1 rRNA gene and 1 pseudogene are annotated in these 1,059 nt (G+C 66.7%); one reads left to right on the top strand and one right to left on the bottom strand.

The annotated features are described in order from the left end of the window. Positions 1 to 182: 182 nt before the first annotated feature. A 5S ribosomal RNA gene (gene rrf / locus HW837_RS42965) occupies positions 183 to 299 on the top strand. Between the two features lie 31 nt (positions 300 to 330). Here rrf and HW837_RS42960 read toward each other — a convergent pair. Then, a pseudogene (locus HW837_RS42960) lies at positions 331 to 1,059 on the bottom strand (hypothetical protein); the annotation flags it as partial.

The following is a 1,059-nucleotide window of genomic DNA, read 5'->3' as shown; positions in this document are numbered from 1 at the left end:
CTGGGTTGATAGGCCAGATATGGAAGCCTGGTAACGGGTGGAGTTGACTGGTACTAATAGGCCGAGGGCTTGTCCTCAGTTGCTCGCGTCCACTGTGTTAGTTCTGAGACAACGAACAGTTGTCGGCTAGAGCTGAACCACACAAAAGAAGAGTGTGCTTGTTCGCTCGAAACCATTAGGGTTTCGGTGGTCATAGCGTGAGGGAAACGCCCGGTTACATTTCGAACCCGGAAGCTAAGCCTTACAGCGCCGATGGTACTGCAGGGGGGACCCTGTGGGAGAGTAGGACGCCGCCGAACAATCTTTGGAAAGGACCCCTGGTCCCAGCGTTCAGCTGGGACCAGGGGTCCTTTTGTTTCTAGAATGCTTGCAGTACCGAAGACAGGAGTCACCATGTCCACCAACTCTCCCGACGATCGACCGGAGCGCGACCAGCGGCGACGGGACAGTGGTGACCGTGGCGGCTACCGCGGTGGACCGCGCCGTGACAACGACCGGCGCGACAACGACCGTGGTGGCTACGGCCGGCGTGACGACCGCCGCAGCGACGACCGCCGTGGGGATGACCGTCGGGGCGATGACCGAGGCGGGTTCCGTCGCGACGATCGCCGCGACGACCGTGGTGGCTTCCGTCGGGACGACAACCGTGGTGGTGAGCAGCGCGGCGGCGGCTTCCGTGGCCGCGACGACCGCCGGGACGACCGCAGGGACGACCGTCGTGATGGTGACCGTGGGCCTCGTCCCGCGTTCCGTCGCGACGACCGTCCGGGGGCCCCTCGTCGTGACGACCGCGATCGCGACCGTGGCTTCCGGAGGGACGGCGACCGGCCGGCTTTCCGCCGTGACGACCGCCGCGACGACCGTCCCGGCGACCGCCGCGACGAGCGTCCCGCGTTCCGTCGTGACGACCGTCGGGATGACCGCAGGGACGACCGGCGCGACAGCGGGGACCGTGGCGATCGTGGTGGCTTCCGTCGCGACGACCGGGACCGTGGATTCCGTCGGGACGATCGCCCCGCTCGTCCTGAGCGTCGTGACGACCGCCCCGCTCGTCCCGAG

It is taken from the genome of Streptomyces caniscabiei (assembly GCF_014930365.1).
GTDB lineage: Bacteria > Actinomycetota > Actinomycetes > Streptomycetales > Streptomycetaceae > Streptomyces > Streptomyces caniscabiei.
The sequence above is the reverse complement of the archived record's forward strand: the minus strand, read 5'-3'. Positions and strand labels throughout refer to the sequence as shown.